This window comes from Haloarcula hispanica ATCC 33960 (assembly GCF_000223905.1).
In the GTDB taxonomy this organism is placed as follows: Archaea; Halobacteriota; Halobacteria; order Halobacteriales; family Haloarculaceae; genus Haloarcula; species Haloarcula hispanica.
In genome coordinates this window covers 1,620,543-1,644,193 of record NC_015948.1, presented here as the reverse complement: position 1 = coordinate 1,644,193, position 23,651 = coordinate 1,620,543, and the positions used below count along the sequence as shown (strand labels likewise).

The 23,651-nt window shown below is 61.7% G+C and carries 14 protein-coding genes, 2 tRNA genes and 2 pseudogenes; 8 read left to right on the top strand and 10 right to left on the bottom strand.

The features are described 5' to 3' along the window. Positions 1 to 33 precede the first annotated feature (33 nt). Positions 34 to 438 (bottom strand): annotated as a pseudogene (locus HAH_RS08220) (DNA-3-methyladenine glycosylase family protein); the annotation flags it as partial. Positions 439 to 483: 45 nt separating this feature from the next. Next, on the bottom strand, positions 484 to 1,041 hold the full coding sequence (gene cysE / locus HAH_RS08215) for a serine O-acetyltransferase (RefSeq protein ID WP_007190163.1): 558 nt from the start codon (positions 1,039 to 1,041) through the stop codon (positions 484 to 486). 410 nt (positions 1,042 to 1,451) lie between these two features. Here cysE and HAH_RS08210 point away from each other — a divergent pair. After that, positions 1,452 to 2,728: pseudogene (locus HAH_RS08210) on the top strand (RNA-guided endonuclease InsQ/TnpB family protein). 11 nt (positions 2,729 to 2,739) lie between these two features. Here the strand turns inward: HAH_RS08210 and HAH_RS08205 are convergent. After that, positions 2,740 to 3,897, bottom strand: coding sequence for an acyl-CoA dehydrogenase family protein (locus HAH_RS08205; protein WP_014040504.1), 1,158 nt, complete (start codon positions 3,895 to 3,897; stop codon positions 2,740 to 2,742). Between the two features lie 113 nt (positions 3,898 to 4,010). Here HAH_RS08205 and HAH_RS08200 point away from each other — a divergent pair, with 113 nt between their 5' ends. Together HAH_RS08200 and HAH_RS08195 are read left to right on the top strand one after the other, a co-directional pair. Next, positions 4,011 to 5,975, top strand: coding sequence for a 3-hydroxyacyl-CoA dehydrogenase/enoyl-CoA hydratase family protein (locus tag HAH_RS08200; RefSeq protein ID WP_014040503.1), 1,965 nt, complete (start codon positions 4,011 to 4,013; stop codon positions 5,973 to 5,975). A gap of 215 nt (positions 5,976 to 6,190) precedes the next feature. Next, positions 6,191 to 6,265, top strand: a tRNA-Glu gene (locus tag HAH_RS08195). Positions 6,266 to 6,320: 55 nt separating this feature from the next. On the opposite strand, the gene HAH_RS08190 is transcribed toward HAH_RS08195, so the two are convergent. Beyond that, positions 6,321 to 7,703, bottom strand: coding sequence for an ATP-binding protein (locus HAH_RS08190; protein ID WP_014040502.1), 1,383 nt, complete (start codon positions 7,701 to 7,703; stop codon positions 6,321 to 6,323). Positions 7,704 to 7,998: 295 nt separating this feature from the next. Between HAH_RS08190 and HAH_RS19505 the strand changes: the two genes are divergently transcribed. The 4 genes from HAH_RS19505 to HAH_RS08175 all read left to right on the top strand — a co-directional run bounded on the left by HAH_RS19505 (position 7,999) and on the right by HAH_RS08175 (position 11,193). Beyond that, a tRNA-OTHER gene (locus HAH_RS19505) sits at positions 7,999 to 8,054 on the top strand. A 274-nt stretch (positions 8,055 to 8,328) separates the two neighbouring features. After that, positions 8,329 to 9,582 (top strand): DUF4352 domain-containing protein, encoded by a 1,254-nt coding sequence (locus HAH_RS08185; protein WP_014040501.1) that lies wholly within the window; start codon positions 8,329 to 8,331, stop codon positions 9,580 to 9,582. 110 nt (positions 9,583 to 9,692) lie between these two features. After that, positions 9,693 to 10,874, top strand: coding sequence for a bifunctional sugar-1-phosphate nucleotidylyltransferase/acetyltransferase (gene glmU / locus HAH_RS08180; protein ID WP_014040500.1), 1,182 nt, complete (start codon positions 9,693 to 9,695; stop codon positions 10,872 to 10,874). Positions 10,875 to 11,013: 139 nt separating this feature from the next. Next, a complete protein-coding gene (locus HAH_RS08175; protein ID WP_008308944.1) occupies positions 11,014 to 11,193 on the top strand; it encodes a DUF7576 family protein in 180 nt (59 codons plus the stop codon). A gap of 108 nt (positions 11,194 to 11,301) precedes the next feature. Here the strand turns inward: HAH_RS08175 and HAH_RS08170 are convergent, their stop codons facing one another. Continuing rightward, entirely contained in the window at positions 11,302 to 11,511 is a 210-nt protein-coding gene (locus HAH_RS08170; RefSeq protein ID WP_008308946.1) for a hypothetical protein, read from the bottom strand. Between the two features lie 159 nt (positions 11,512 to 11,670). Here HAH_RS08170 and HAH_RS08165 point away from each other — a divergent pair, with 159 nt between their 5' ends. After that, the gene (locus HAH_RS08165) at positions 11,671 to 13,653 is read left to right on the top strand and encodes an AMP-dependent synthetase/ligase (protein WP_014040499.1); all 1,983 of its coding nucleotides are present in this window, start codon (positions 11,671 to 11,673) and stop codon (positions 13,651 to 13,653) included. Between the two features lie 30 nt (positions 13,654 to 13,683). Here HAH_RS08165 and HAH_RS08160 read toward each other — a convergent pair whose 3' ends face one another. The 5 genes from HAH_RS08160 to HAH_RS08140 all read right to left on the bottom strand — a co-directional run bounded on the left by HAH_RS08160 (position 13,684) and on the right by HAH_RS08140 (position 23,048). Beyond that, positions 13,684 to 14,076 carry a secondary thiamine-phosphate synthase enzyme YjbQ gene (locus tag HAH_RS08160; protein ID WP_014040498.1) on the bottom strand — a complete coding sequence of 131 codons (393 nt, stop codon included), beginning with the start codon at positions 14,074 to 14,076 and terminating at the stop codon, positions 13,684 to 13,686. 89 nt (positions 14,077 to 14,165) lie between these two features. Continuing rightward, entirely contained in the window at positions 14,166 to 17,393 is a 3,228-nt protein-coding gene (locus HAH_RS08155) for a SpoVR family protein (RefSeq protein ID WP_014040497.1), read from the bottom strand. After that, positions 17,390 to 18,703, bottom strand: coding sequence for a YeaH/YhbH family protein (locus HAH_RS08150; RefSeq protein WP_014040496.1), 1,314 nt, complete (start codon positions 18,701 to 18,703; stop codon positions 17,390 to 17,392). Before HAH_RS08150 ends, HAH_RS08155 begins: the two co-directional genes overlap by 4 nt. Beyond that, a complete protein-coding gene (locus HAH_RS08145; RefSeq protein WP_014040495.1) occupies positions 18,694 to 20,976 on the bottom strand; it encodes a PrkA family serine protein kinase in 2,283 nt (760 codons plus the stop codon). Before HAH_RS08145 ends, HAH_RS08150 begins: the two co-directional genes overlap by 10 nt. Next, positions 20,976 to 23,048, bottom strand: coding sequence for a PrkA family serine protein kinase (locus HAH_RS08140; protein ID WP_014040494.1), 2,073 nt, complete (start codon positions 23,046 to 23,048; stop codon positions 20,976 to 20,978). The genes HAH_RS08145 and HAH_RS08140 overlap by 1 nt, the downstream gene beginning before the upstream one ends. Positions 23,049 to 23,651: the final 603 nt, after the last annotated feature.

Genomic DNA, 23,651 nt, shown 5'->3' with positions numbered 1-23,651 from the left:
TAAGTGTGACGCCTGTACTCACTGACGCTATAACAGGAGTTGCATATTTGCGGTCCAGTCGCCGACACCCGTAATGGCGGTCAGTTCCTCGTGGATCTCCTCGTCGGCGGCGTCCTCGAACGTTTCCAGCGAGTAGCCGTGTTCCAGAAACGCATCGGCGACCTCGTTGACGTAGCGGGTTTTCTGCCGCGAGAGCCCGGCGTCCCGGAGGAGGTCGTTGTCAGCGTCTTTGATGCCCGCCGGTGTCACGGTGACGGTGTCGAACAGTCGCTCCCGTGTCGCGGCGGCCGACGCCATCGACACCTGCTGGCGGAGAATCGAGACGACGAGCCGCTCGAAAAGGTCCGACGCCGGGTCGAGCGTGAGTTCGCCGTGTGTCTCGACCAGCGGCCCGATATCGGGGTCTGCGCGTAACACCTCATGTGGCGAGTCACTCATGGCTCTGTGATACTGACTCGACGGAAAAGAACGTATCTGTCGCCGTTAGCCGTCAGCGATGATAGGGTCCGGATTTGGTGAGGCGACACCGGCAGCGCCGACAGGCTCCGCCGGGTTGCCCACGACTGTCGTTTCGGGGGTCACGTCATCGACGACGACTGCGCCAGCGCCGACGGACGCGTTCTCTCCAACGGTGATCGGCCCCATTATCGAGGCATCAGCGCCGATGGTCGCGCCGTCCCTGACCGTCGGGTGGCGCTTTTCGCGGCGCATGGACGTGCCGCCGAGGGTGACACCGTGGTACAGGAGCACGTCGTCGCCGATTTCGGCCGTCTCCCCGATGACGATGCCCATCCCGTGGTCGATGAACACGCGCTCGCCGATCTCCGCGGCGGGGTGGATCTCGACGCCGGTCAGGAACCGCGCGACGTGGGAGATGAGTCTGGCGAGCAACGCTCGGTCGTTCGCCCAGAGCCAGTGGGCAACACGATAGGCCCAGATCGCGTGCAGGCCGGGGTACGTGAGCGCGACCTCCATCGCGCTGGTCGCCGCCGGGTCCTTTGTGAGTGCTGTACGAATATCCGCTTTCAGTCGGTCAAACATGGTGTGTAGTGTGGGTGGTGTCGTCTGTAGACGGGACGGCTGGCCGGGCCGAAGCACTGGACATTAGAATCGACAACAGCGACGGGAGAAGCGGTGACTGCCTGTGGTTCGAAGCGGGCGAGCAACGTGGCGTGAAGTTCGGTCGCCCATGATTACCACAACTACGACGCTCGATAGCTTAAAAAGCAGTGGTTCGACCAGCAATTAAAGAAAGCGGCGGGAGGTCCACAGGCCACTAAGCGGTGACCGAGGCAAAAATCATGCAGTTTCGAGGCGGAGCCTCCGGCCTCAAGGAGTGAGCGAAGCGAACGAGTAGGCCGGAGAGGAAGCCGACAACCCGGACACAGACCACGGACTGTTGCCGTCTGTTCTCCCCAACGCTGATAAAACACCGAGCACACGTCTGAGCCATGGAAGTGCGGCGCACTGTTTCAGTCAAACTCGACGTGGACAGCAACGACGCCGCACTTCTCCGCGAAACCGTCGATGAATTTCTGTGGGCCGCCAACTACGTCGTAGACCACGCATGGCAGGGCGAATACAAAACGACGAGCAAGGCCCAGTTGCAGGCAGAAACCTACGACGACGTGCGTGAGCAAACACGATTGCACGCGAATCTCGTCCAGAACGCTCGCAACAAGGCCGCCGACGCCGTACAGAGCGCCGTCGCCCGCTGGAAGCAGGGCGAGTACGCGGGAAAACCGCACTTCACGAGTCCGACGTGGTGTACGACAAACGGTGCGCGACATTCCACGACGAGTACGTGTCGCTGGCGACCGTTGAGGGCCGTATCGAAGTCGAGTACCTCCTTCCCGCCGCCGACCGCGACACACCACACAGTCGGTATCTCGACAGCGACGACTACCAAGTGACGGGCGCAGAACTGCACCACAGAGACGGCCAGTGGTTCCTTCATTTCCGTACAAACGCGGAGGTGGAGTCTGACACGCCGAAACAGGCGACGACCGGGCACAGGACAGTCCTCGGCGTTGACCTCGGCGTGAACCAACTCGCTGTTACTTCGACAGGGACGTTCTGGAGCGGCCACGAGTTCGACCACTGGAGGCGCGAGTACGAGGAGCGGCGTGGCTCGCTCCAGCAGTGTGGCACGTGGGCCGCTCACGAGAATATCCAGTCGGTCGGAGGGAAGGAAACGGGCCGGTTCAAACTGATGCTCCACCGGATTGCCAACGGTATCATCAAAGAAGCCGCCGAGAACGGGTGTACGATCATCGCCTTCGAGGAGTTGAGCGGCATCCGTGACCGACTCCCCGAAGCGTCGTGGGGCCACAAGTGGGCGTTCGAGCGGTTGTACGAGTACGTCAAATACAAATCCGAGTTGCACGGCATTGATGTGGCAGTGGTAGACCCGGAAAACACGTCACGTCGTTGCTCACACTGCGGGTTCACCCACCCGGACAACCGCGACAGCGAGGCGTTCGTGTGCCTGAAATGCGGCTACGAGAACCACGCCGACTACAATGCGGCAAAAAACGTCGGTTTGCGGTAGCTCCGTCGTAACCAAACTGGGGACGGTGGAGGCGCACCCGTAGGCGTGCGCTTGAATCGCGGGACATTGAACGCGAACGGAGAGTATGAGACTCCTGCCGGAGATTCCGGCCAGAGCGGGAGTCCACGCGAAAGCCCCACCCTCAACGAAGCGAGGTCGTCAGACCGAGCGAAGTAGGGTGGGGTAGTTTACGTCATGCCCTTCCCGAGCAGTTCCCGGGCGATGATGTTCTTCTGGATCTCGGTCGTTCCCTCGTAGATCTGGGTAATCTTTGCGTCGCGGTAGAACCGCTCGACGTCGAAGTCGTTGACGTAACCAGCGCCGCCGTGGATCTGGACGGCCTCGTCGGCCGTCTCGACGGCGACGCGAGAGGCCTTTTCTTTGGCCATCGACGCCAACTCGGTGAGCCGGTCGGCGTCGTTGTCGACGCTCCAGGCGGACTTGTGAGTTAGCTGCCGTGCCGCCTCGATTTCGGTGAACATCTCGGCGAGCTTGTGCTGGATGGCCTGGAACTCCGAGATGGACTGGCCGAACTGCTCGCGGTCCTGTGCGTACTCCAGAGCGCGCTCGGCGGCCCCGCGGGCGATACCGACGCCCTGTGCGGCCACGCCGGTCCGGGTCTCGTCGAAGAACTGCATTATCTGGAGGAAGCCGGCCCCGCGCGTACCGACGAGGTTGTCCTCGGGGACGCGCACGTCGTTGAGGATGAGTTCTGCCGTGTCCGACGCACGGATGCCGAGCTTCCCCGTGATCTTCTCGGCCTCGAACCCATCGCGGTCGGACTCAATGAGAATCTGCGAGAAGCCGTTGTACCGCCCCTCCGCGTCCGGGTCGGTCTCACAGAGCACGACGAAGTAGTCGCCGACCGAGCCGTTGGTGATCCACATCTTGTTGCCGTTGATGACCCACTCGTCGCCCTCCTTGCGCGCCTGTGTCGACACCGACGACACGTCCGAGCCGGTGTCTGGTTCGGAGATGGCCGCGCCCATGATGGCGTCCCCAGTCGCCACAGGCTCCAGGTACTCCTCTTTCTGGGCCTCTGAGCCGAACCCGATGAGGGCGTCAGCACCGAAGGCGGCCGACTGGATGCTCAGGCCGATTCCGGGGTCGGCCGCGAACAGTTCCTCGGCGATGATAGCGTTGGTCAGCGTGTCGTAGCCTGCGCCACCGTACTCCATCGGGATGTTCGCGCCTGTCAGCCCCATCTCGGCGGCCTTCTCGACGATCTCTCGAGGGAACTTCTCTTCCGTGTCGTACTCGGTCGCGACGGGCTTGATTTCGTTTTCGGCGAACCGGGCGATCTCGTCCTGTATCTGTCGCTGCTCTTCTGTCAGTTCGAAGTCCATATGTGGTGTGTTGACGTGAAATGCATTAATGGTTTGTAATCCGAAATAAACTGGAGAGTGGTTTTCTAATGAGAGAAACGTTGAAGCCTCGGCCGGCAGTGGAACGATATGTCATGGATTTCGAGGATATTGACACTATCGCCGTGCTCGGTGCCGGGAACATGGGCCATGGAATCACCGAAGTGGCCGCCATCGCAGGCTACGACGTGCGGATGCGTGACATCAAAGACGAGTTCGTCGAGGACGGCTACGATAACATCGAATGGTCGCTGAACAAGCTGGCCGAGCGAGACCAGCTCACCCAGGAGGAAGCCGATGCGGCGCTTGACCGCGTCACGCCGCTGGTCGATGTCGAGGAAGCAGTCAGCGACGTCGACGTGGTCATCGAGGCCGTGCCGGAGAAAATGGAGATCAAGAAGGACGTGTACACGGAGGTCGAAGAACACGCGCCCGAAGACGCCATCTTCGCCACGAACACGTCCAGCCTCTCCATCACGGAACTGTCGGAAGTGACCGAGCGACCCGAGCAGTTCTGTGGGATGCACTTCTTCAATCCGCCGGTCCGGATGCAGCTGGTCGAAGTCATCTCCGGCGCACACTCCAGCGACGAGACGCTGGACGCCATCGGGGCGCTCGCCGAAGACTTCGGCAAAACGCCGGTCCGCGTCCGCAAGGACTCGCCGGGGTTCATCGTCAACCGCATCCTCGTCCCGCTGATGAACGAGGCCGCCTGGCTCGTCCACGGCGAGGAAGCGACCATCGCCGAGGTCGACTCGACGACGAAGTTCGACATGGGCCTGCCGATGGGGTCGTTCGAACTCTCCGATCAGGTCGGTAACGACGTCGGCCTCCACGTCCTCGAATATATGCACGAAGTGCTGGGCGAGCCCTACGCCCCGTGTCCCCTGCTCGAGGAGAAAGTCGAGAACGAGGAACTCGGGAAGAAGACCGGCAAGGGCTTCTACGACTACGAGAACGGCGGCGTCGATATTCCGACCGACGCCGGCCGCGAAGACGTCGAGCACCGCCTCGTCGCCGTGATGGCAAACGAGGTCGGGAAGCTCGTCGAGAACGACGTGGCCCCCGTTGCAGACATCGACCAGGCCGTCCAGCTCGGCGGCGGCTTCCCGGACGGTCCCGCGAAGATAGCCGACAAGACCGGTCTCGAGACGCTCGTCGACACGCTTGAGGAAACCCACGAGGAGACCGGCGCGGAGCGCTACGCGGTCTCTGACGGCCTCCGAGAGGCCGCGGCGGAAGGTGGCTTTTACAGTACCGAGGACGAGGCTCCAGCGGAGTTCGATAATGTCACCGTCGAGTACCCCGGTGACATGGTCGGTCACATCGAACTCGACCGCCCACACCGGATGAACACCGTCAGCCCTGAGCTGATGGACGACCTCGCCGACGCCGTCGACCTGCTCGAAGACGACGACGAGGTGCGCGCCATCCTGCTGACCGGGGCCGGCGACAAAGCGTTCTCCGCCGGGGCAGACGTGCAGGCGATGGCCTCGAACGCGACGCCGCTGGACGCCATCGAACTCTCCCGCAAGGGCCAGCAAACCTTCGGGAAGCTCGAGGAGTGCTCGATGCCGGTCGTCGCCGGCATCGACGGCTACGCGCTGGGCGGCGGGATGGAACTGGCGACCTGTGCCGACCTCCGCGTGGCCTCGGAGCGCTCCGAACTGGGCCAGCCCGAACACAACCTCGGCCTCCTGCCGGGGTGGGGCGGCACACAGCGCCTCGCCCGCATCGTCGGCGAAGGCCGCGCCAAGGAGATTATCTTCACCGGCGACCGCTACGACGCCGACGAGATGGCCGAATACGGCTTCATTAACGAGGTCGTCGACAACGACGCCCTCCACGAGCACGCACTCGAACTGGCCAAAGACATGGCCGCCGGCCCGCCGGTCGCACAGAAACTCACCAAGCGCGCGATGCTGGCCGGCCGCGACGACATCGATGCCGGCCTCGAAGTCGAATCACAGGCTTTCGGTCATCTCATCGGGACCGACGACGTGATGGAGGGCATCAACGCGTTCATGGGCGACGGGGAGCCGAACTTCGAAGGGAAGTGAGGCGTCCGTCGTCAGAGCGAAGCTCTGACGGAAGTGAGCCGGACTTCGAAGGCAAGTAATAGCGGACAGTCGCCCACCGGCTGAATACGTCGTATCTTTTTGACACACGCTACTGGAGCCTGCCGACTCACAACAGTCGTACGTCTGTGGTACGCATCCTCAGGTAGCGTTGATTTCGATGGGGTTAAATTGGTCCACCCGGAACGATTGAGTACGCTCGGTTGGTGTAGTCCGGCCAATCATCTTGGCCTTTCGAGCCGAGGACCAGGGTTCAAATCCCTGACCGAGCACATTACTGTCGCGAACAAACTCGTAAGTCACTACTGTGTGGGGAGTGGATCGCGTTCACGAGGTGCTGTTAGTTGTTACCAGATCTGAAAGTTCGAAAAGAAGCACGTCATCGCGGGTGTCAGCGACGCGTTCGAGATCGTCAGTGTATCCGGAGCGGCTGAACAAGACGTACAGCGTCTCTTCCTCGGCTGGTTCTCCTGACCACCGGACTTCTTCCGTGGTTCGTTCAAGATCAGAGAGCACGCCTTCGCTTACCGGCTGAGAGGTGAACTTACACTCGCCAGCAACGAGTCCCCTATCTGAGAGACCGAGGATGTCCAACTCGTGTTCTTTGAACCACCACTGCCCGACATCACGGAACTGCCGGTCGATAAGGTCTGGAATCGCTCGCTGGCAGAGGCGTTCGAACAACGGGCTCACGTAATCCGCTAGCTCGGGCACAACGAGTTTGTCGTACGCATCGGCGCCGAGCATGCGAAGCTGATCCTGGTTCCCGTAGACGAATCGAAACCAGAACCGGAACAGCGGCGCAGCGATGCGGTACCGGCCGCGTTTCGAGGTCCTCGGTGATTCAGTGACGGGGATGTGGCGTTCAACGAGGCGGAGTCGACGAAGCTTCTGTAAGTACGTACTGAGCGACCCCGAATCCACGCCGGCCATGCCCGCGATCTCGTTCGGAGTGCGACGCCCATGAGCAAGTGCGCGGAGGATACTGAAGTACGTGTTCGGCTGCCGGAGTTCGGTGCGGAGAAGGAATTCCGGTTCTGAGTACAGAAGCCCGCGCTCCGACAGAACTGTCTGCTGGACGTTCGCTCCTAACGGCTGGTCGGGATCGATAGTCTGGAGATAATACGGAGTCCCGCCGTAGATCGACCACGCGGTGATTGCGGTTTCGGGATCGTATTCCGGGAAGAACTGCTGCGCATCGACTACTTCGAGGGGCTTGAGATCGATTGTTGCTGTCCGGCGTCCATACAGCGGCGCGCTCCCGGAAAGCACCTTGTCCTCCATAACGCTGATCGAAGAGCCGACGAGCACGAGTGTCATCCCCGTCTCCTGTAGCTTCATGTCCCAAACTCGCTGTATCCGTGACGGGAGCGATTCGTCCTCCTCAATGAGGAACGGGAACTCGTCGATGACGATAATGGCGTCCTCTTCGCCGAGTGTTTCTAGGAGTGCTTCCCAATCACGGCGGACGTTTCGCAGTGACGGGAACTGCGCAGTTGCAGTGTCGACGAACTGTTCGAGTTGGTTCGGTGCCGTGGACTCGACTGCCTGGTAGTATACGGCGTCGTCCCGATCAGCGATGGACTGGCGGACGAGTTCGCTCTTACCGAGGCGGCGACGGCCGTAGATTACGACGAAATCCGCCGTCACAGACTCGTAACAGTCTGTTAGCTTCTCGAGTTCGATATCCCGGTCAACGAATTGCGCCATACAGGCAGTACCATACCCAATACAATAGAACTCCCGATTTTGGAAATCGTAGTTTCAGAAATCGTGGTTTCTTTATTTTGAAGTCAGTATAGCCGGACTGGTTCTGAGAAGGTGCTCTCGAACCAGTCCCGACTGCCATTTGTGTGGGAATTAAAACCAGACACACCTCCCAATCGAACTTGGCTGATGGACAATCAGCAGGTTGGTTCAAGTACTCCCTGTACATTAGCTGTTAGTAGCGACGAAAAAACGCAATTGGGTGGATTTGGGTGTGCTCGAAACAAATGGTCACTCTGCGGTTACGGAAGGCCTTTCAAGCCGAGGACCAGGGTTCAAATCCCTGACCGAGCACATTACTGTCGTAACCAAACTATAGTAGCCATTGAAAACCAACCCACGCCTGATCGCACGACAGCAGTGTGATCAGTGTGTGAACTGTTTCAATTGTTACTATAGTGAGCGACTGCTGTGCCCGCTGTTCGATCCGTTACTACTCTGCCCAGTCCGCACGTAACTGTGAGTTCAGCCTCCAGGCTTTGCAATTCAGCCACTCTCTGTGTTGATATTTGACAATTACGTAGGTGAAAGAAAACATATTTATATATGTATATGAAGCCAGTAGTATATGAAACGGCGAACATACGTAAGTACGATCGGAAGCAGCATCGCTGCACTCAGCCTTGCAGGATGTAGTGGGAGCGACGGGGGAGACGGAGACGGCGGAGACGGAACCAGTGAGTCGACACCAACGCCGGAACCAACGTATGAAGTAGATCAAGAGGCACCGGCACGGCTGAAACTGCTCTCCGTGAATGGGCCAAAGGAGGTCGCGTTCGGTGACACCATCGAGGGTGACGTGACTGCCGTCAATGTCGGTGGTGAGCCGATATCCGGGAACGCAACCATAGAGTTCGTCCATTCGGAAGCAGCTAACACTGAGCCACAGACAGTCACCGTCAACGCTGACGGACTGGCGTCCGGCGAAGAAGTCTCGCATAGCTATCGTGTCGACGCCGAGTACGCCGGTGCTTGGGCGTTTGAACCGTCGTCGGACTTCTACGCCGTCGACGATACGGTCACGTCAACCGTGTCGGTCCTCCCGAAGCGGGGGAGCACTGGGGAAACCATCGAGCTTGCGAGCGGCGTTCAGGCCACAGTGTCTGATATGTCCTACGAACAGATGATCGCCTACGAGCTCCCCTCTGGCGAACGGGCTTTGGGCGATAACACTGTCCATGCCATTCGCGAAACGGTCTCAGATAATATCCTCCTGATTCTGAGCGTGACGTTCGAGAACGGAACTGGCGAGGCGAAGACGGTGTCGAAAGACGACTTTGTCGTTCCCGAATCGAGCTTCGTGAGCGAGTCGGCCGCAGGTCGTGACGGGACGAACGCAGCCGGGGAGAACATCAACCCAGGGCAGACCTACAGCGGCCATCTGATTTACGCTGTCCCGAAGGCCAAGATTGACAACCTCGCGTTCGGCATAAATCTCGCAGAAGGGAGTGCAGTCGCTGATATCGAAATCCCGCTTCAGTCGCCCGGTGGCTTCCCCGAGTTCGAACTGGCGAACATCGACGTTCCGCCGGAGGACGTCACGGGCGATGAAGCGATAGTCGAGATGGAGGTCGAGAACGTGGGCGACAGCGCAGGGATGTTCAAGTCCATCTTCGAGTTCAAGACGCCCGAGGAACCAGGCATACTTGCCGGCTATTCCGCAGATACGTGGTACATTGACTCTGATGGCCCCTACACGCAGCGGATTCCCGCTGGGGAAACCAGAACCATCGAACTGGTGACGGAACCGGACGCGGACAGGCGGTGGGACTACCGGACGACGCCATTCGGGGCAGAGTGGACGTTCGAGGCCGTGGAATAGGTGTAGATAGGGCTTTCTCCACGACCGAATCAGCGTGACTTCTCGCTAATCCGCCTCCCGAACGAGTCAACAGCGGTAGGTATTTTTCGGGCCCGAGCAACGGACCGACCATGCAAGCAGTCGTACTCGCGGCAGGCCAGGGGACGCGTATGCGGCCGTTGACAGACCACACACCGAAGCCGATGCTCCCGGTCGCGGACCGGCCGCTGGTGGCACACACCGCCGACACGGCAATCCAGGCGGGGGCCGACGAACTCATCTTCGTCGTCGGCTACGAGGCCGAGGCGGTCCGCTCGTACTTCGGCGACGAGTACAACGGCGTCCCGGTCAGCTTCGCCGTTCAGGAGGAGCAACTGGGGACCGCCGACGCTGTCGCCGCTGCGAGGGAGCACCTCGACGGTCCCTTCGCAGTCCTCAACGGCGACAACCTCTACGACGCTGCGAGTCTCAGCGGCCTCTTCGACGCCGCGCCGTCGGTCGCGGCCTACCGCGTCGACGATCCGACGAGCTACGGCGTGCTGTCGACCGAGGGTGACACAATCACCGGCATCGTCGAGAAGCCGGACGACCCGCCGACGGACCTGGCCAACGCCGGGGCGTACGTCTTCCCGGCGGAAGCGCGGGACTGGCTGGACGTGCCGCTCAGCGACCGCGGCGAGCGGGAGATCACGGACGTGCTCGCCAAAGTCATCGAGGAGTCGACGGTCACCGCCGTCGAGGTCGACCGCTGGCTCGACGTGGGCCGTCCCTGGGAACTGCTGGAAGCCAACGAGTGGAAACTCGGACAACTGGACCGGCGACTCGACGGCGAGGTGCGCGGTGACGCCGACCTGCGTGGCGAAGTCGTCGTCGAGGAGGGCGCGGTCGTCGAACCAGGCGTCGTCATCGAGGGGCCGGCGCTGGTCCGCTCGGGCGCACACGTCGGCCCGAACGCCTACGTCCGCGGGGCGACCCTTCTGGGGGAGGATACCCACGTCGGCCACGGCGTCGAACTCAAGAACACGGTGCTAATGGCGGGGTCGAACGTGCCCCACGTCTCCTATGTCGGTGACAGCGTCATCGGGCGCGAGGTCAACTTCGGCGCGGGAACGCAGGTAGCGAACCTCCGCCACGACGGCGACCCGGTCCGGATGACGGTGAAAGGCGACCGCGTCTCGACGGGGCGGCGGAAGTTCGGCGTCGTCGCGGGAGACGGCGCGAAAACGGCCATCAACACCAGCCTGAACGCGGGCGTCGTCCTCTCCTCGGGCGCGACGACAACCCCTGGCGAATCCGTCACGCGAGACCGATAGCGGGCATCTTCTATCGAGCGTCTGTTTGCGGTAACTACGTGTAGCTAGCCTTCTGTAACCGATTCGACATTCGTGTACGTTCGTGACGTTCAGTGCAAGTATGTGGGATTAAGTGGCGTGAAAGACACTCTCAACTAAGATGGTCGACCCGACATCAGATCACCACGAGAATATCGACGAGGACGAGGCACCGGAGTGTGCTACCTGCGGCGACGCTATCGCTAACGAAGTGACACACCGTGTCATCACATGGATAGAAGACGGCAGCGTCGAAACCGCCCACTTTTGCAACGAGGACTGCCGACTAGAGTGGCAGTAACACGTCTGTTCTAACTGTCTTCCGGACGGTGTTACCGCTTTCCGGGTGCGCACCCGCGACTCCGGCCGTTCGGGTGCATCCCTTCGCTGGCAAACTCGCACGCTCTTTTCAGTCCACCTGCGCATCGATGTGGTGGACTGCGTCTGGTGAGAGGAGTCGCCCCGTGGGTAGTTCGACCCAGCCGTTTGCGAGGACGCGAACCGCTCCCTCGTGCAGGACTGTCTCTTGCTCGATATCGGCGTACACGATGGCGCTCTCGTACTCTTTGACGAACTGCTCCACGGCATCACCCCAGGCTGGTTCCGTCGAGACGACCATGTGATGGCTATCTCGCTCTCATGACAAAGCTTTGGCGAGACAGGTTGCCACTCGTCGCCCCTTCTTCCAAAACCGTTGACGGAATCAACTCCGACAAACCAATTGAGTGTTAACATCCTGCACATATTTGGGCTGGCCTAGTGAACACTGCGGTATGACATGACTGCGGGCAATCACTCTGACTGGCGGACGGCCGAGGAAGCGCACACTGATGACGTCATCGGCGACGACACGCTGGGCGAAATGTTTGCCGCAAGCGCGGCCCGGAACGCCGACACGACCGCCCAACTGTACAAGGGTGGTGTCTACGACCGGTCACTGACTGGCGACGTGATACCGGCGGCTCCCGACGGCGACTACGCCGAACTCAGCTACGAGCGGATGCATCACCTGGTCAAATACCTGGCCGCAGGGTTCCGTGACCTCGGTGTCGGCCCGGACGCCCGCGTCGGTATTCTGGCCAACACGCGGATGGAGTGGGCGCTGAGCGACTTTGCCGTTCTGTCTGCGGGCGGGGTGGTGACGACCGTGTACACGGATTCCTCGCCGAAACAGGTGCAGTATCTGCTGTCGGACCCAGAGGCGAGCGCCGTCGTCGTGGAGAACGCCGAGATGCTGGACCGTGTCCTGGCTATCGAGGAGGACCTGTCGCTTTCGTTCATCGTCGTCATGGACGACATCGACGTGGACCGCGAGGACGTGTACACACTCGAAACAGTGTACAGGCGCGGCGAGGAGACGTTCAGCGAGTCGGCGTACCAGTCCTGGCTGGACGACCGCGACCCCGACGATCTGGCGAGCCTCATCTACACCTCCGGGACGACGGGCCAGCCGAAAGGGGTCCAACTCACCCACCGCAACTTCCGAGCGAACGTCAATCAGGCCCGCAGGCGAATCGGGCCACGACCGGACAAGCCGCCGGACCTGCCGACCGTCACCGCCGAGACGCGTTCGATAGCGTTCCTCCCCCTGGCGCACGTCTTCGAGCGCCTCGCGGGCCATTTCTTCATGTACGCCTCCGGCGCGGCTGTGAGCTACGCCGAAAGCCCGGATACGCTGGCCGACGACCTCCAGACCGTCAAACCGATGACCGGGCTGAGCGTCCCCAGAGTTTACGAGCGTATTTTCGACAATATGCGAACGCAGGCCAGCGAGTCCCCGCTCAAAAAGCGGATTTTCGACTGGTCGATGGACGTGGCCCGCGACTACGCCCGGACTGACGACCCGGGACCGATACTCACTGCGAAACACTCGCTCGCTGATCGACTCGTCTACAGCACGGTCAAAGAACGGCTCGGTGGGAACATCGAGTTCATGGTCAGCGGCGGCGGGAGTCTCTCGAAAACGCTCTGTGAGACGTTCCTCGGGATGGGGCTGACGATACTCGAAGGGTACGGCCTCACTGAGACCTCACCGGTTCTGACGGTGAACCCGCCGGAAGACGTCCGTCCCGGAACCCTGGGTGCTCCGCTGACTGAGGTCGACGTTCACATCGATACCGACGTCGTCGACGCCAGCGAATTCGACGGCGTCACTGGCGACGTGGGCGAACTGCTCGTCGACGGCCCGAACGTCACGCAGGGGTACTGGAACGCGCCCGACGCGACGACGCGGGCCTTCACCGAAATCGACGGCACCCAGTGGTTCCGCACCGGCGACATCGTCGAACGGACCGACGACGACTTCCTCATCTATCACGACCGCCTCAAGGAACTGCTCGTCCTCTCGACGGGGAAAAACGTCGCACCACAGCCCATCGAAGACCAGTTCGCGACGAACGACCGGGTCGATCAGGTCATGGTCGTCGGCGACGACCAGAAGTTCGTCGGCGCGATAATCGTCCCGAACTTCGAGGAACTCCGCCGGTGGGCCGACAGCGAGGGCGTCGACCTCCCCGACGACCCCGAGGAACTAGTCGAGGACGACCGCGTCCACGCGTGGGTCCAGACTGCCGTCGACGCGGTCAACGAGGAACTCGAACGCGTCGAGCGGATCAAGTCGTTCGCGCTCGTCTCCCGGGAGTGGACCGCCGAGAACGACTTGCTCACGCCGTCGATGAAAAAGAAGCGCCGCAACATCCGCAGCGCGTACCGCGAGAAACTCGCAGAGATATACGGCGAACAGCAGGTCGAGGCTGTCTGACTGGTAGTCGTCAGTAATGCTGTCGCCGCCTCAGTCGGTGACGACCACGTCGACGGCTCGTTCTCGCGGCCCGTCGCAGTCGACGAGCAGCACGGACTGCCACGTCCCCATATCGAGGCCCCCGTCGCGGACGGGAATCGTCTCGCTCGGCCCCACAAACATCGCCCGGACGTGTGCGTCCGCGTTGCCGTCCAGTTCGTCGTGGTCCCACCCGCTGTCCGGGACGAGGTCCCCGAGTGCGTCACTGAGGTCACCGAGCAGCCGCGGCTCGGCCTCGTTGACTGTGATGCCCGCGGTGGTGTGGCGGACGAACACTGTACAGGTCCCCTCGGCGTCTTCGGGAATCACGTCCCGGACTCGGTCGGTGATGTCGACTACCGAGAGCTGGTCGTCAGTCGCGACAGTGAACCGATTCGTTGGCATATCTGCGCCCACGAGCGGACGGAACTCAAGCGTACCGCTACGCTCAGCGTCACAGGTCGGAAAACCCGGCCTCGTTCAAACTCCGCCCTTCAGGCAAGCCACTCGTCCGGCTTGGTGTTGTAGTCGATGTCAGTTGCTGTGAGGTGTTCGACCTCGGACCAGTCGACATCGGTGACAGTCACTTCGTCGCCGTCGTAGCGGATGCGCTTGCCGACCTCTTCTGGTTCGGGTTCGCGGTCGCGGCGCTTGGCGACCTCCACGTCGTGGTCGTCGAACTCCTTGACGATGGTCAGCAGGTTCACCGGTCGGCCCCAGAGTTCGAAGGTGCGCTTGAGCACTTCCTTGGCCTGGCCGATGTCGAGCATGACGCCGTTGTACTGATGAGCGAGCAGCAGTTCGTTGCGGTTCTGGTAGTTGCCGTCCTCGACGACGACGGTGGGCTTCCCGAAGTTGGTGAACTGCAGCATGAGCTTCTTCTTGACGTCTTCGTGGTCCGTCGAGGTCACCCGGTAGTCACCCGAAGCGTGGGTGTACTCGTAGGTGAAGTAGTCGTTGTCGTCGACGAACTCCTGGGTGAGGAACTCATCGAGGAAGGTCACGTCGTTGTGGCTCTCGCGGATCTCCCGCATACGCTCCCAGCCGCGGCTGTAATCCACGTCGCCGAGTGCGTCTTCGACGCTGTCGTACCGCGAGTCGTCGAACATGTAGCGGGCGGTCCGCTCCAGTTCCTCCTGCCCAACCCGGGAGACGAAGCCGCGGTACTGGGGCTTGACCAGCGAGTAGTGGCGCTGGGCCAGCCCCTCGTAGGTCAGCACCTTCCAGGGGTACTGCTCCACGTCGAACTCGCCGTCGCGGGCCGCCGCCAGCCCGTCGCTATCGACCCGCGGGTCCTCGGGGTCGAGGTCGTCGAGGTGGTTCGGGACAGCAGTGAGCCACGCCGGCGGTTCGAGGTGGTCCTGTACCATCTTGTAATCGACACTCTCGTCGAAGTTCCGCCAGGTGATGCCCTCGACGCGGAGCAGGCGCTCGATGACCTCGCGGCGGTTCTCCGTGTTCTCGACGTACTCCCAGATCTCCAGGCCGAGGCTGTAAGGGTTCAGCCCGCCCGACCCGAGCACCTTCGACATGTGGTCGGAGTAGAGGATGAACTCGTCGTCGCCGGCGAACTGTTCGCCGGTCATCATCGTGGATTCCCAGTAGGAGTTGTGGTTGACGAACCCCGCGGCAGCGTACCGATGCGTCTCCTCAACGGAGATATCATACACATCTCCGGTGCCGGTTTCGACATCGACAATTTCGTCTGTCCACGATTCAGTTTCGAACCAGGCGAGTTCATCGAGGTACGTCGACAGTTCCGTCGCTTTTGCCTCGTATCCGAACCCGATTTCGTCGGCGAAGGTGTTTGCAGACGCACCGGTGAGATGGACGTGATAGCAGCCGTCCGACTGCTCCCGCCGTCGGCTCAGAACTCCGAAGTTCGTCAGTAGTAGCTGAACCCTTTTCGAGAGATCTTCGCTCTTTGTCGACAGGATCGCACCCTGCTCTCCGGCGTACCCATCGGCGTCGAATAGACCGCGAATGAATTCGGCGACCACCTGTTTCGGCGACCGCAGAATCTGGTCTGGGACCGTTTTTTCAGCAGCAGCGACACCAGTTGGGAGGTCGAATTCCTCAGTGAGCAAGTCACGGAGATTCTTCGAATACGCGTAGACTCGCCACCGTGACTCCTGCCGTTCGACCGTCGCTTCGATACCGAACAGTTCCGAGAGAAGCCCAGCGAACTCTTCCGCATGGGCCTGTTTACCGGATGTAAACCCGATATGGCGGGAATTCGACGGAACGTGTCCGTCTCCGATTAACAAACCGAGGAATCGCCCGAATAACTCATCAACGGTTTCAGGGATGCGGATCGACTCTCTGTTACTCAACCCAGCGTTACCGCCTTCTTCGTAGCCGTCGAGTGCGCGGTCGATAGCCTCAGCCTTTTCGGCGCTACCTGTACGCCGATACCGCATTACGGTCCAGACGGAGACACCCGCCTCATCAGCGACGTCATTCAGCGACGTGTATTCCGAACAGGTCCACTCGATTGGGACGTTCGTCTCGGGCCACGTCCCGTTCCCGCCAGTGACGGCGATTTCATCGCCAGTCTCCAGTTCATCAAGTCTGACCCAGTCTCCATCGGGCTGACGCACACGGTGATTGTTCGATCCGGTCAACTCGAACCCACGACGTGTCTCTATCGTCACGGTATCGTGGTCCGGGATAATGTTAGAGTCGTACACTTCGCGTGCTTGTTCACCATCGGAGACGGTGACATGGTCCGATACCACGTCCTCCATTGGAACTAACCCATCAGCCGTGAAAACCGGCGTCTCAGGGTCTACACAGGCCCAACCCTCGTTCATCACCTTCGTCATTTTCTGCGGCGCAAAGTAGTAGGCCTCCCGTCGGAGCAGTTCCAAGAGTTCCGTCTGCCAATCTTCCATCTCGGTCGCGCGTTCGGCGTCCTCGTCGTACTGCATCCCGTGCTTCCGGAGGAAGCCGAGCACGTCCTTCTCGGGTTCGGCGGGGAAGGTGACGTTCTCGTCGTCGTCGCGCTGGGCGTCCAGCCACTCCTCGTCGAACACCTGCCGTTTGACCTCCTCGGAGAGTTCAAGATCATCCAGCTGCTCGGTCACGTCCGCCCCTTCAATGTCCTCGAACTCCTCGGGGACCGTCTCGACCGGGCTGTAGGGAATATGCTGGTCGATGTTGTCCTCCAGACAGAGGACGTGGTCGATGAACCGCTCGACCTCGGCCCGCTCAATGTCGGGGTCTTGCATGTACTCCTGGATGGTGTCGCCGTGGCGGGCTAACATTCCGGCGGCGTCGGGGCCGCGACGGCGGTCCTCGCCGGACGCATCGGTCGTCGTCCGGGAGGAGCCGTCGGTGAACATCCGGAACCACTCGTTGTTGGCGAAGAAGTCCGCGTGGGCTTCGACGTGGGTGATGACGGCCTTCTGGTCGGCCAGCGTGTTCGACTCTTGGAGGAACGCGTGGGCCGGGTCGTCGTTGTTGACGATCTCGAAGGCCTTGCCGCCGAGGAACTGGCCCTGTTTCTGCTGGCGGTCGTACTGCATCCCCCAGCGCCAGTGCGGGTAGCGCTGCTGGAACCCGCCGTAGGCGATGAGTTCGTTCATCTCGTCGTAGTCGACGATCCAGTAGTTCACCGGGTACGGTTTCAGCCCGAGCTTTCTGGCGAGATTGCCAGCCTCCTCGACGGGTTCGTCGAGGTCGTCGGCTACGCGCTGTTTCGCGAATCTATCGTCGTTCATTGGTCCTCCGTGCTGAGTATGTCGTAGATGGCGTCCACCACGTCCTCCGGCGAGGAGACGTACGCGACCGCGACGTTGTCGGCGTCGCGGAAGGAGCGTTCGACCTCCTCGGCGTGGGTGGCGTTGATGGCGTTGCCGCTCGGCTGGGTTTCCACGTACGCGTGGAGGTTCGCCGGGATCTGTTCCATCAGCGGGATTACTTTCTCCTCGGTGTCGTTCGAGGAGTTCTCGCTGTCGCCCGCCGCGAACACGTAGCGGTTCCACTCGCTCCAGGGGTACTCCTCTTCGAGCACTTCGGCGGCGAGTTCGTACGCACTGGAGATGCGGGTGCCCCCGCCCGAGCGGATGCCGAAGAACTCCTCGCGCTCGACCTCCCAGGCGTCGGCGTCGTGGGCGATGTAGACGAACTCGGCGTTGTCGTACTTGCCGGTGAGATACCAGTCAAGCGGCGTGAACGTCCGCTCGACCAGTTCCCGCTTCTTCTGGCGCATCGACCCGGAGACGTCCCGGATGTTCACGACGACGACGTTCTTCTCGCGCTCCTCGACGATCTCGGGGTAGCGGTAGCGTTCGTCCTCGCGGCGGAAGGGTATCTGGTCGACGCCTTCCTGACGGATGCGCTGTGAGGTCTCGACCTTCTCGACGTTGTCCTCCATCTCCTCGATGGAGTCCCAGACGGCTTTCTCGTCGGCAGGCAGTTCCTCGTAGGCGTCGTCAATCCACGCCTTCGAGACGGGCATGTTCCCCTCGCGGGTCCACTCGTAGACGGTGGCCGGCCCCCAGCCGTCGACTTTGAGCGCCTCGCGGACGTAGTCCTCGTCGAAGTCCATCGCGAGCTTTCGCTTGAGTCCTTTCTTGAACAGCCGCTCGAAGTCCAGCGTCGAGGAGGGGCCGGTCCGGGTGATGTCCGTGAAGTCGCCTTCCTTTTCCTCGATGACTTTCTTGCCCTTCGGTTCGAGGTCGAGCCCCAGTTGTTCGTCGAGTTCTTCGGCGAACTCCTCGGGGTCCATCTCGTAGTACTCGTGTTCGCCGCCCTCCTCGCCGGGTTCGCCGTCCGCGTCACCGTCGTCGCCGGGCTGGGGCTGTGGCTGGCCGACCGGGTCGCCCTCTTCGGCGCCTTCTCCCTGACCGACGCCACCCTGATCGCGCTGGTCGTACTCGAACTCAGGGAGGTCGACGATCTTGATCGGGATACGAACGGAGTCGCCCCGAGACTGGCCGAGGTCGCCGTACTGGATGAACTCGGCGAGGTCCTGTCGGCGCTCCTCGCCCACGTCGCGGTACCGCTCGAGGTCGTCTTTCAGTCCCATCTGTAACTCACCTGGCTCATAACGTGACGGCTCGTCAGTTCGGCCGACGCCGGCGTGTAGTCGAACATCTCTACCATGTTATCCAGCGTCTTGTCCTTGAGGCGGGCCGTCTCGGTGCCGGACGGGGGGTTGTCCCACTGCCCGGGCTCGAAGTCCGCGTAGGTCCGCTGGATGTCGTCCCAGTCGTAGCTCCCGAGGACGGTGTTGATGACCGGAATCTCCTTGGGGTTGACGTCGCCGACGCGGAACTCCTCGTCGCGGCGCTGCCACGCGTGGCGGTTCAGGGCGGTGATGATTTTGTCGGTGCGGAACTGCTCGACGGCGTGGTCGGGCTCGTTGCCGTCGTAGTTCTTCTCGTCGAAGCGGCCCAGGTGTTCGATCTCGAACACCTTCATCTTCAGCGGGTCCGGGTCGACGAGTTCGCCCCGCTCGTTTTCGATCTGGTCGTCGGACTCCCAGGCGTAGACCTGTTCGATGTACTCTTCGACGGTCGCCTCGTCGACGCGCTTGTCCCGCATCATCGCGTCGAGCACGTCCTGTTCCTGCTGGCCGAAGATGTAGTTCTTGACAGTCACAACACGCTCCTCGTACTCGGTAGCCTCACCAGTGGAGAACACGGGGGCGTCCACCAGTCCCTCGGCGACGGCGTTGAGCACGTCTCGGGGCATCAGAACGTGTTCGACCGGGAGGTCGGGATGGTGGCGGTCCTGTGGTTCGTGCAGCAGGTCGGCGATGATATCGCGGACGTAGGTGACCGGAATACCGTGGTCGCCGTCCTCGGCGGTGGTCTCCAGATCGTAGTCGTCGATGTCGACGCGCTCGTCGCCCTCCATCAGGTAGCCCCGGTCGAACAGCAGCGCCTTGTCGACGAGATCGAGCCCGGTCGGGATCTCGGCGCTATCGAGCCGCGAGACGACGGCGTACAGCGCCGCGGACTCGACGGTGTGCGGGGCCAGCTCCTTGTCGGTCGCCGACTCGACTTCGTCCCGAACCGAGATGGTCAGTGGCTCCTGAATCCACGTCTCTAGTTCGTCCCAGGTCTCGGGGTCCCACACCTGCGTCTCGTTGGTCAGCTCCCGCCGCAGGAGCTGGGCTTCGAGCGAGAGGTTCGTCAGGTACGTGAACTCGTGTTTGTCCAACCGGCGTTTCAGCGCCTTCAGCGGGTCCTGACCCTCGCGGTCGGCGTGTTTGTTGAGCTGGGCCTCCAGGTCCGGGTTCGAGATGATGATGAGCTGGGTGTCCACGTCCATCCCGATGCCTTTGTCGAGTTTGACGTGAGACTCGTCGGGCACGTTCAGCAGCTTCTGGAGCAGGTCAGCGTGCTGGGCGGCGTCCTCGACGACGGTCAGCAGGCCGTTGCCCTGGGAGAGGACGCCGTCGTAGCTAAACGCCTGTGGGTTCTTGCGCCCCCGCGAATCCAGTTCGCGGAGCATGCCGTGCATCCACGAGCCGACGAGCCGCTCCTTGGGCGTCCCCTCGTCCTCGGAGTGCAGGATGCCGATGCCGTGGCCCACGTCCACGACGAAGTTCTTCACCCGGAGGTGAGCGGGCTGGGTGACCGCCGAGAACAGGTCCGTCTCGCCCTGCCGGCGGTACTGTTCTTCGAGGAAGTCGTAGGCCTCCCGCGAGAACGGGTCGAGTTCGCCGTCGACGCGGATCGGGATGTGGTCGTCGAGGCGCTCGTTGACCTCGGCGAGCAGATCGGTGCGGACGTCGTCGGGGAACACCGTCAGCGGGTGGGCCTGGACGGGGCTCTCGTACCAGTCGTCCTCGTCCTCGACGGCCGCGTTCCCGTAGGTCATGCTGGTGGCGTTGCCGCCGGCCCCGGCGACGTTCCACTCGACGGTGTAGCGCCGCCCCTCGGGCGTCTTCGAGTACTCCCGCAGGCCGTTGATGAGACAGCGTTTGAGCTCGGACTTGCCGGTCGCCGTCGGTCCTTCGAGCCAGATGATCTTCTCGTCTTTCCCGCGGCCCGCCGCGATAGAGCGGAGGTCGTCGACGAAGGCGTTCAGCACCTCGGTGTTGCCGAGGATGGCGTGCTCGCCGTCGTTGTACGGATCGTCGAAGAAGCGGTAGCGCTCCTTCTCCTCGCCTTCCTCGATGACCATCCGCGTGCCCGCGTCCTCGATGGCATCGAGCAGGTACTTCGAGGCGTGGGCTGCGACCTGGGGCGTTTCGAGGACGGTGTCGACGTACTCCGCGAGGCTCATCGGGGCCTCGTAGGCAGCGTCGAGTGACTCGTCCGCGCGGTCGATGTACTCCTCGCCGGTCATTACTCTTCCATCTCGCTTTTGGCGACCTCCGCGCCGGCGAACTCGAGGACTTCCTTGGCGCCCTCCTCGGAGTAGCCCTGTTCGATGAGGGCGTCGATCCACTGATTGCGCTCCTCGTCGTCCATCTCCGAGCTGGAGACCAGCGCGGAGAAGTTGATGTTGTGTTTCTTGTCTTCCCAGAGCTTGCGTTCGAGGGCGCGGCGCAGGCGGTCGTTGTCCTGTGGGTTGAACGTATCACCCTCGCGGGCACGCCGGGACACCCAGTTGGACACTTCCTGCCGGAAGTCGTCCTTGCGGTCCTCGGGGAGGTTGAGCTTCTCCTCGACGGAGCGCAGGAACTGTTCGTCCGGCTCCTGCTCGCGGCCGGTGAGTTCGTCTTCGACGGTCGCGTCGTCGATGTAAGCCATGACGTGGTCCATGTACTTCTCGCCCTGGCGCTGGATCTCGTCCATGTCGTAGGCCAGCGCGTGGCGCACGTCCTCGATGGCCCGCTCCTTGTACTCCTCGCGGACGAGTTCGAGGAAGCGGTAGTACTTGCTGAACGACTCCTCGTCGATAGAGCCGTGGTTCTCGAGGTTGCCCTCGAGGTGGTTGAACGTCGTCAGCGGCGAGAGGAAGTCCCGGCTGCGGTGCATCGAATCCATGATGGCCTCGGCGATCTCGTCGCCGATGAACCGCGGAGAGACGCCGTCCATCCCCTCGCCGATGTCGGCCATTTTCTCGGCCTCCTCGCGGAGCTTCTTCACGTCGACGTCGTCGGCCTCGTCGATTTCGCCGTTGTAGGCTTTCGCCTTCTGGACGAGGTCTATCGATTCGTTGTCCGGCTCCTCGATGCGGGTGAGGACGCCGAACAGGCCCGCCATCTCCAACGTGTGGGGCTCGACCTGAATATCCGGTAGGTCGGCGTTGCGCAGCATCTTCTGGTAGATGTTGGCTTCGGCCTCGTACTGGAGAACGTACGGGAAGTCGATGCGCTTGGTCCGGTCGTTGAACGCCTCCATCTTCTCGTCGCCCTTCTTGTCCCGGTACTCGGGCATGTTCGTCCGGCCGACGATGACCTGGTCGATGTCGATGCGGGGGTTGTTCTTGGGCTTGATTGTCTGTTCTTGACTGGCATGGAGGAAGTCATAGAGGAACTCCCGCTGGAGCTTCAGCAACTCCTCGCCAGAGAAGATCCCGCGGTTGGCGTTACAGAACGCCCCGGAGTAGTCGAACGCGCGGGGGTCGCTCTCGCCGTAGATGGCGATCTTCGAGTAGTTGACGTCGCCGGTGAGCTCCGTCTCGTCCTGGTTCTTCTTGTCTTTGGGCTCGAACGTCTCGATACCGCGGCGCTGGTTCTCGTCCGCGACGAAGCGGATTATCTCGATGTGGTTCTCCAAGACCGATTGGAGGTCGTCATCGTACTCGGCCAGCAGCCGATCCATGTAGAACTCCGAGGCGGGGTCAAGCGACTGCTCGTTCCGGATGGTGTAAGGCGCATCGAGTTCCGCGTTGATGTCCTCGATGACCTTGTCCCGCTGCTCCTGTGGGAGGAGCACGAGCGGGTCCTGGTTCATCGGCGACCGGACCACGTCGTCGGCAGGGTCCTGGTCGTGGATGACGTCACAGAGGTTCGTCCAGCGGAACGTGTACATCCGCCCGTCGTCCCGGCTGGTGTAATCCTCGAAGTAGCGCCGGACCTGCCGGTCGAAGTCGGACTTGCCCGATCCGACCGGCCCCAGGAGGAGTTTGATGCGCTTCTCGGGGCCGAGTCCGCGAGCGCCGGATTTGACCTTGTTGACGAACTCGTGGATCGCCTCGTGGATGACTCGCCCGTAGAAGGTGTTCTCGCCGTCGTTGAGCGGATCTTCGCTCGCCAGTTCGTACTCGACTACGCCGGCCTCCTCGTCGTAGGTCTTGCCGTAGTAGTCGAACATGTCCGCCACGCGCTGGTGGGCGTTGCGGGCTACCTTCGGTTCGTCGTACAACTGTTGTAGATACCAGTCGAACGTGTTCGTCTTCCGGAGGTCCGCCGGTATCGTGTCACGGTACTCCTTGCTCAGCGCTTCGAGTGTCTCTTTGTTCTTGCTCATGCTATCTCAGTAGTTCGTCGTGGCTGCAGGCGACCGCCGACTGTTGCGGGACGGTCCCGGGGCTGTGTGGCTACTCGTCGTCGGTGCTGTCCGCTGCAGATGTGACCGCGTACAGCCGCCGAATCACCCTTCGCTGCAGGGTGACGCGTGTGCCCTTCCATGGCTGACCTGCCGGGCGGAACACGGGGACTGCTCCGACCTGCTGTGGTAACGGGAGACAGTGTGGAACTGTTTCCGATACTATTTACCGTACGAACTCTGTTCGTATAAGAACTTTGCCCTCTTGTGGGTATACCGCCGATAAATTCCGACGCCGTGATAGGCCGAACACGGGGATGGTGGGCCATATGTATGTTAGCGTGCATCATTGGTTTCGAGTTGGATTTATATACTGTGTCGGTTGTCAACTGTTCTCTTCGGTGTGTCGGCCAGTGTTTAGCGCTGGATTGATGTGAATCTGTTGCTGGTTTGATTGGCGACTGAGAACGGCCCACACGATATTGTGGCTTGACGTATCGACGTTGCCGCCGTCAGCACGAGTGTCGGTATCCGGGCCCGGCGGATTTCGGGACGGACCAGCGGATTCTTGCCGGTCCGCGCCAA

Coding starts and splice junctions, on each gene's coding strand:
- HAH_RS08155 (WP_014040497.1), bottom strand. CDS start 17,393: ATGAACGACGATAGATTCGCGAAACAGCGCGTAGCCGACGACCTCGAC.
- HAH_RS08170 (WP_008308946.1), bottom strand. CDS start 11,511: ATGGTCGTCTCGACGGAACCAGCCTGGGGTGATGCCGTGGAGCAGTTC.
- HAH_RS08150 (WP_014040496.1), bottom strand. CDS start 18,703: ATGGGACTGAAAGACGACCTCGAGCGGTACCGCGACGTGGGCGAGGAG.
- HAH_RS08140 (WP_014040494.1), bottom strand. CDS start 23,048: ATGAGCAAGAACAAAGAGACACTCGAAGCGCTGAGCAAGGAGTACCGT.
- HAH_RS08145 (WP_014040495.1), bottom strand. CDS start 20,976: ATGACCGGCGAGGAGTACATCGACCGCGCGGACGAGTCACTCGACGCT.
- HAH_RS08175 (WP_008308944.1), top strand. CDS start 11,014: ATGGTCGACCCGACATCAGATCACCACGAGAATATCGACGAGGACGAG.
- HAH_RS08205 (WP_014040504.1), bottom strand. CDS start 3,897: ATGGACTTCGAACTGACAGAAGAGCAGCGACAGATACAGGACGAGATC.
- HAH_RS08160 (WP_014040498.1), bottom strand. CDS start 14,076: ATGCCAACGAATCGGTTCACTGTCGCGACTGACGACCAGCTCTCGGTA.
- HAH_RS08165 (WP_014040499.1), top strand. CDS start 11,671: ATGACTGCGGGCAATCACTCTGACTGGCGGACGGCCGAGGAAGCGCAC.
- HAH_RS08185 (WP_014040501.1), top strand. CDS start 8,329: ATGAAACGGCGAACATACGTAAGTACGATCGGAAGCAGCATCGCTGCA.
- cysE (WP_007190163.1), bottom strand. CDS start 1,041: ATGTTTGACCGACTGAAAGCGGATATTCGTACAGCACTCACAAAGGAC.
- HAH_RS08190 (WP_014040502.1), bottom strand. CDS start 7,703: ATGGCGCAATTCGTTGACCGGGATATCGAACTCGAGAAGCTAACAGAC.
- HAH_RS08200 (WP_014040503.1), top strand. CDS start 4,011: ATGGATTTCGAGGATATTGACACTATCGCCGTGCTCGGTGCCGGGAAC.
- glmU (WP_014040500.1), top strand. CDS start 9,693: ATGCAAGCAGTCGTACTCGCGGCAGGCCAGGGGACGCGTATGCGGCCG.